Source organism: Flavobacterium sp. NPDC079362 (assembly GCF_050267765.1).
Lineage (GTDB): Bacteria > Bacteroidota > Bacteroidia > Flavobacteriales > Flavobacteriaceae > Flavobacterium > Flavobacterium azizsancarii.
The window spans coordinates 34,809-40,889 of sequence record NZ_JBNNFM010000040.1 but is presented as its reverse complement, the minus strand read 5'-3'; the positions used below and the strand labels follow the sequence as shown (position 1 = coordinate 40,889).

Annotated in this window: 5 protein-coding genes; 2 read left to right on the top strand and 3 right to left on the bottom strand. The window is 29.2% G+C overall.

Going from position 1 to position 6,081, the window contains the following annotated elements; all coding sequences use genetic code 11:
• Positions 1-93: 93 nt before the first annotated feature.
• Positions 94-1,815: a tetratricopeptide repeat protein gene (locus tag ACQKCJ_RS21895; protein WP_271337342.1), complete on the bottom strand. Its 1,722-nt coding sequence runs from the start codon at positions 1,813-1,815 to the stop codon at positions 94-96.
• Positions 1,816-2,125: 310 nt separating this feature from the next.
• Here ACQKCJ_RS21895 and ACQKCJ_RS21890 point away from each other — a divergent pair, with 310 nt between their 5' ends.
• Complete coding sequence (locus tag ACQKCJ_RS21890; RefSeq protein ID WP_271337341.1) at positions 2,126-2,299, top strand: hypothetical protein; 174 nt, start codon at positions 2,126-2,128, stop codon at positions 2,297-2,299.
• Positions 2,300-2,768: 469 nt separating this feature from the next.
• On the opposite strand, the gene ACQKCJ_RS21885 is transcribed toward ACQKCJ_RS21890, so the two are convergent.
• Together ACQKCJ_RS21885 and ACQKCJ_RS21880 are read right to left on the bottom strand one after the other, a co-directional pair.
• Positions 2,769-3,797 (bottom strand): hypothetical protein, encoded by a 1,029-nt coding sequence (locus tag ACQKCJ_RS21885; RefSeq protein ID WP_427402925.1) that lies wholly within the window; start codon positions 3,795-3,797, stop codon positions 2,769-2,771.
• 482 nt (positions 3,798-4,279) lie between these two features.
• Positions 4,280-4,480, bottom strand: a complete 201-nt coding sequence (locus ACQKCJ_RS21880) for a helix-turn-helix domain-containing protein (RefSeq protein ID WP_427402924.1) — start codon at positions 4,478-4,480, stop codon at positions 4,280-4,282.
• Between the two features lie 634 nt (positions 4,481-5,114).
• Here ACQKCJ_RS21880 and ACQKCJ_RS21875 point away from each other — a divergent pair.
• A complete protein-coding gene (locus ACQKCJ_RS21875) occupies positions 5,115-6,044 on the top strand; it encodes a helix-turn-helix domain-containing protein (RefSeq protein WP_271337338.1) in 930 nt (309 codons plus the stop codon).
• Positions 6,045-6,081: the final 37 nt, after the last annotated feature.

The window sequence follows — 6,081 nt, the reverse complement described above, 5'->3', positions numbered from 1 at the left end:
GCTGCATAATCATTGATTTTAGTACTTAAATATAAGAAAAATCAATGTGTAAAACAAAAAAAAACTGCCCGAAATTACTTTTCGGACAGCCTCTTATTGCTCGTTAAAAACATCAGTATAGTTTAATTCATACCGTTTTTTCAATCGCTGTTTGGCTTTTTTTACGGCCTCCAGAGTAATACCCAGTATTTGTGCTGTTTCCAGATTTTTCAACCCAATTTTTTGCAATAGTATGATTCGTAAATTGGCTTCTGTCAGATTAGGGAACTTCTCGATTAAGTAGTGGTAATAATCAGGCTGTTCTTCAATAAAAATAGCTTTAAAACGCAGCCAATTTTCCTGAGTCATTAAATGAGATTCCAAAAGTTCTTGCAGGTTTTTTTCTTTTACCCGTGAAGAAGCTGGTTTTGAAAGATTTTTGAGTTTCTTTATTTCTCGTTCTAACTTTGTTAGCTGGTCATTTTTTTCAGACAAATAAATTTTATAAGAGCTTAAGGAGGCATGAGTTTCATGGAGTTTTTTCTCTGATTGAATTTTAGCCAACTGAGCAGATAAAATATTTTTCTCAAAGGCAATTCCCTGAAGTTTTAACTTTCGATTGTATACGACATAAATTAGAATCAATATGATGAGTAATAAAACACTTATAGTAATCCAGGTCCATTGTAATAGTGAGGCTTTCTCCAATTTGGTTTGCTCAATTTCTAATTGTGATTTAATTCGCTCCTTTTGTGCCTGTAAATTCAATCTGTCGATAGCAGGGTCTCCATCAGTTAAGGCAACTACTTTATTCAGAGAGTCTAAGGATCTGCGAAAGTGTAGTTCGCTTATTAAGTCTTTTTTATGTAGGGCAATCGCAAGTAATAATTCTGTTATTTCATATTCAAAACTTGCAAGATGAGCTTTGGTTCTCACGTAATTTCTTGCTTCTTTTAGTACACTATCTGCATTGTCAGGATCTTTTTGTGATACATACAGTTTACCCAATTGAATTTGGGCATACATGGTATTTCGATCGCTATTGTTTTGTTTTGAGAGGGCAATATCTTCCAGTAAAAGCCTTTGCGCCATTGAGAAATCATTTCGAAGTACATAAATTTTGGACAATTCTCCTAAAGCTTTGGCATAACGAACTTCTTGTTTATTCTGTAATGCTAGATCGCGGGTCTGTATAAAGTATTGCTCTGCCTTATCAGCTTGGTTTTGTTTTAGATAAGACATTCCTAAATTATTGAGTATCTCCGTGTAATTTTCAGAATTTGGAGTAGAGAATTTTAAGGCCTCTTTAAGGTATATTTCTTCTACTTTATAATCTTCAATAGAGCCAAAATAATAGGCATTTTTTTTTAGTACAATTTCGGCTTCGAGCAAATCACCTTTAGATTCATTTTCTATTTTTTGAAAAGTCTCCAGGAAATAGGGCAATGCCTGAATAGGATTATTGTATTTGTAATAATAAAAACCAAAGTGAGTTTCAGTCCAAATGATTAAGTCTTCACGCTTTAATTTTTTTGCGAGTGTTACAGCTTTTCGATATAAAATCTCGCTTTTATTATTTTTATGATCAATTTGCAAAGATTGTTTCTCAGCGCTCAAGGCGAGGTAAAGCACTTCTAAGACTTCCGGATTTTCGTTAGGGTACTTATGTTTAAAATCTGTGAATTTTAATTCTAAACAGTCTAAATCACAGTTGCGATAAGATCGAATAATTTTATTTAAAGGTTCGGCAGCATTATTGGCCTCAACAGATAATGTAAAAACTAGATGAAGACAAATAACAAAAAAGAAGCGCAACAGACCCAAAGATTTTTGCATTTGAAGGAGAGTTAAAGTAGGGCTAAAGGTAATAATATTAGTATTTTTTAAAAATAGTTTTATTCTAAATTTTCTAAGAAAGAGCTAAATAAGAACTACGAAAGTAAAATTATTTATTGAAAATTATAGATTTCTACCTGTTTTCTATAATAGATCTGAGTACAGATATATGAAATTGTTATAACTTAATTTTTGTTTCAATTTAATTAAGATTTTATGTAATTGGTTTTTAGTTGTTTATAGGTATTGTTTTTTTTGGATAACGTTTTAAATGTCCACCCTAATGTCCACCCCGGTTTTTCAAATAAAAATGGTAAGTAGTCTAATTTTGGATTCTTACGGAAAAGACAAATTGATAAAACTACTTTCTCTTTGGTTACGACTATGTTCTTTCAATTGCGTAAATGCACAGGATTATGTACATATGGGAATCAGTTCAGGTTTCAATGCCGCTTTCATCTGGTGTTGGATTACCAGTGAATAGATCAATCAAGGTGGTTAATAATACGAGTTTAAGCTTTCAGTTAAATCCGTATTCTCAGGCAATTCGCTGCGATTGACCAATATGGTAGATTCGGGAAATATAGTTTTTTCAAATCAGGAATAAGCCACTAAATTAGTAGTATTGACAGCGTCAGCCGATGCTCGTCGCCACCATATCAGCAAAATTAATCGGTTCGCCCCAAATTTCTTTATTCCAGGCAGGATGTTTTTTTTTGATCATTATTCTTGAAAATGAATGAATCATTCTGGTTCTAAAAGCATACTGATAACCGTCTAGATTTATTTCTAATGCATTCCTGCGTGTTACATGCGTCCAGAAATCCAAAGTATCTGTTATCCTAAGTGATTAACCAGACAAGTAAATCTTACTTGTTTGGTTGTTTAACCTAAAAATACGAAAAAAATAATTAGAGATTCGATCTAATTAAACATGCTTTTGGATTGTTTTTTTATAACACCCAGCCGCCCTGAGTATTTTGCTGATAGTTACTTTTTGAATGTTCATAAGCTTTGACGCCTTTTTCAAGTAAAACGTTATATTTTTTATGTTCTTTCCAAAACAAAAGATTCGTCATTTTTAAGTTGGGTAATTTTAATGCGATATCAAATAGTTGGTCTAATAATAAATTTCGATCCAATGCTTTAAAATTTTCAGGAAATATAAATAACAGTTCCTCGAGATTTTCAAGATTTTCAATTTCCTTTATATTTTCCAGCTTTGATAAATTATCAATTTGTAATTTTTTTAAATTTTTCACTCCTGCAAGACTTGGTAAAGAATGCATAGTTGATAAACCTTCAAAGTGTAAAAATTTTAAACTACTAAGTCCTTCCAGAAAATCATAATTGTCTATTTGTCGCACTCTGCTAACACCTAGATACTCTAAATTCCTTAATTCTGCTAAAGATTCTAATGATTGATAACTGCCAAACATTAGCTTCAAGAGTTTCAATTCTTTTAAACTGCTAATCCAATTTAAATTTTTAAGTTTAATCCCCCTTAAATTCAGTGAAGTAATTTTTGTCAAATACTGAATGTTTTCAATTCCCTTTTTCATCCCATCTATATTAAGAATTTCTAAATCCTTAAAATTTTTGATGAAATCGATATTAATTGCAATTGATTTTGTTTCGCCTAAATGAAGTTTAGTAAGCTCCAGGGTTTCAATTGGCTTAAAGTCTTTTGTTAGATATGATTTTACACTAAAATTTCTAACATTTGGAATTTTACTTAGAAATTCAAGGTCAATGATAGCATGCCATAATAACGTCAATCCGATTTGAGGGTATTTCTTGTAAAATTTATTTAAAGTTTCCCAAGTTTCTGTTGAGGGATTTTCAAAAGTATAGAACTGTAACGAATGTATTTCTTTCTCCTGAATTAGTTTTTCAATATCTGATTCGACCAGATTTTGATAGATATTAATATTACCACCAAAATTTCCCCACTTGGTTTCCTTCTTAAAACTTGGATTCATAGATTGAAATTATAAAATGAAATACAACTCGTCTATACAAGCCATAAAATGAGATTAAATCAACGTTTTTTAAGTTGACGTCTAATAAACAGACATTTCTTTGAGCGAATATAAGAAATATTTTTACTACAATTTACAACTTTTTTGAAATTGAAATAAGAACAATTTCGTACACCTATTTCAACTAATGTTTCATCGAATTGTATAAAAAATGATGTGTTAATGCATTTTTAATGATAACCAAAAATAAAAAACCTCCAAAGTCGTTAGATATTGAAGGTTTTTTTTTGAGATAAAGGATAAATTGTTGCCTTTTACTTTACAAGTGCTTAATTTATCAGCACTAATAATGCAAAGACGATTTGATCTTTTACTTAAACTTACCCGTGTAAAAGTTTAAATACAGATACATTTGCTTTATTTTTTTGAGGTTTTTTTAGAGATAATTTGAAGGTAATAATTTAAATGATAAACAAGAGATTCTATTTATAATCCAAAGTAAAAAGTTCACTTTTTTTTGCGCCAATAATTTTTACTAATTTATCAAGTTTAGATAATTTTAAATCTACATTTTCTGTTTCAATTTTGCTGTATTGACTTAAAGACATCTCCATTTGAATGGCAACATACTCTCTGCTTAAGTTATTGCGTTCTCTAATTTCCTTAATTTTTAGACCAACCATAATTACTTAAATGAATTAAAAAATTAATACTTAAATTATTGTTTAAAACAATTTAGAGCAAATCTATTTATTAAAAATAGTATCAAAAAACACTCAGATTAAGTACTTTGTTTTAAATTAAAATTTTTAAATTTTTAGCATGTTTTCTAAAATTAAAAACTGTTAATTGAAATGATAAAAATCAGGTTTTAAAGTTATGAAAAAAAAAATAATGATCGTAAAAAACAAACAATTGATTTTCAGTATTTTATTTGTCCATTTTTAAGGAATTAATTAGATTGAAAAGTCATTATATTATCAAAATATTAACGAGCTGTAGATTTATGTTTAAATATATATTTTTTAAATTTACACCATCATCTAATTACTCTTTTTTGTGGAAATCCATCTGATTCTTCTTTTATTTATTGCTGGAATATTTGGAACAACGGTTTCATCAATCATACTTAAAAATTATAAATCCAACCAAGCCATAAATATCTATTTTGTTTTATTTATGATGTTAATCTCTTTCACTCAATTGGGAATGGGATTAAATCTTCTTTTTTTTAAAAAGGCAATCCTTACTAATTTTTATTTTGAATCAAGTGTTTCGGTTCTGATATTACCTATAATTTATCTCTATTTTAAAAACTTGTCTAACAAGAAAAGTAAAGTAGGGACGAATAAAATTGTATTGCATAGTATTTTTCCATTAGTTTATTTTCTGGTTTTAGTATTTAAAAACACCCTTCAAAACAAGTTCCCGCATTTTTGCCTTAGTGATATTATTTACTATTTCTTTAGTGCCTTTATATTGACTTATATTTATCTCTGTTCTGTCATTTTATACAGAAGTATATGGGATAAAAAACAGGAAAACTCTAATTCGTTGAAAAATACATTGTTGTCTAAATGGACAAGATTTATTTATCTGGAAATCATGATTATAACTTTTGCCCCACTAATACTGTATTGGTTCAAGGATCTAAAAGAAACAGATTCAATATACCAGCCTGTAAGCTGTATAATGTTATTGATAATGTGTTGTAAAATAGTATGCTGTCCTGAGATATTCTACGGTTATACACACCTGAAAAGTAAAATCAATGAAGTGGAGAATAATCCTTTAAAATTCCGCACCATTTGGATTCTTTCAGATAAAACTAACCCAACCGGCATTCAGGACCAGCTTTTGAAAAGAAAAATAGATCCAAGTCTGTCAACTTATATTGCTCAAATTGAGCTGCTTATTCATAACGATAACTTTTTTTTTCGATCAGATATAAAAATTGAAAATTTATCAAGTGAATTAAAAATCCCAAAAAGCCATCTAAATTATATATTCAAATACCATTCGAGCGTCTCCTTTGTAGAGTTCAAAAAAATGATAAAAATACATTATGCGACTATTCTGATAAAAAATAATTATTTACAAACGAACACGCTTAATTATTTAAGCAAGGAAGTAGGATTTGCTTCTTATGATCCTTTCTACAGGAGTTTTAAAAAACACACAGGCAATACGCCTTTAGACTATCATAACTTATTGAGAGCTAAAATTAGCCAAAACGAAAGCGAATAAAAAGAGTTTTTTTTCTTTTTAAAGAACTTTTGTTATC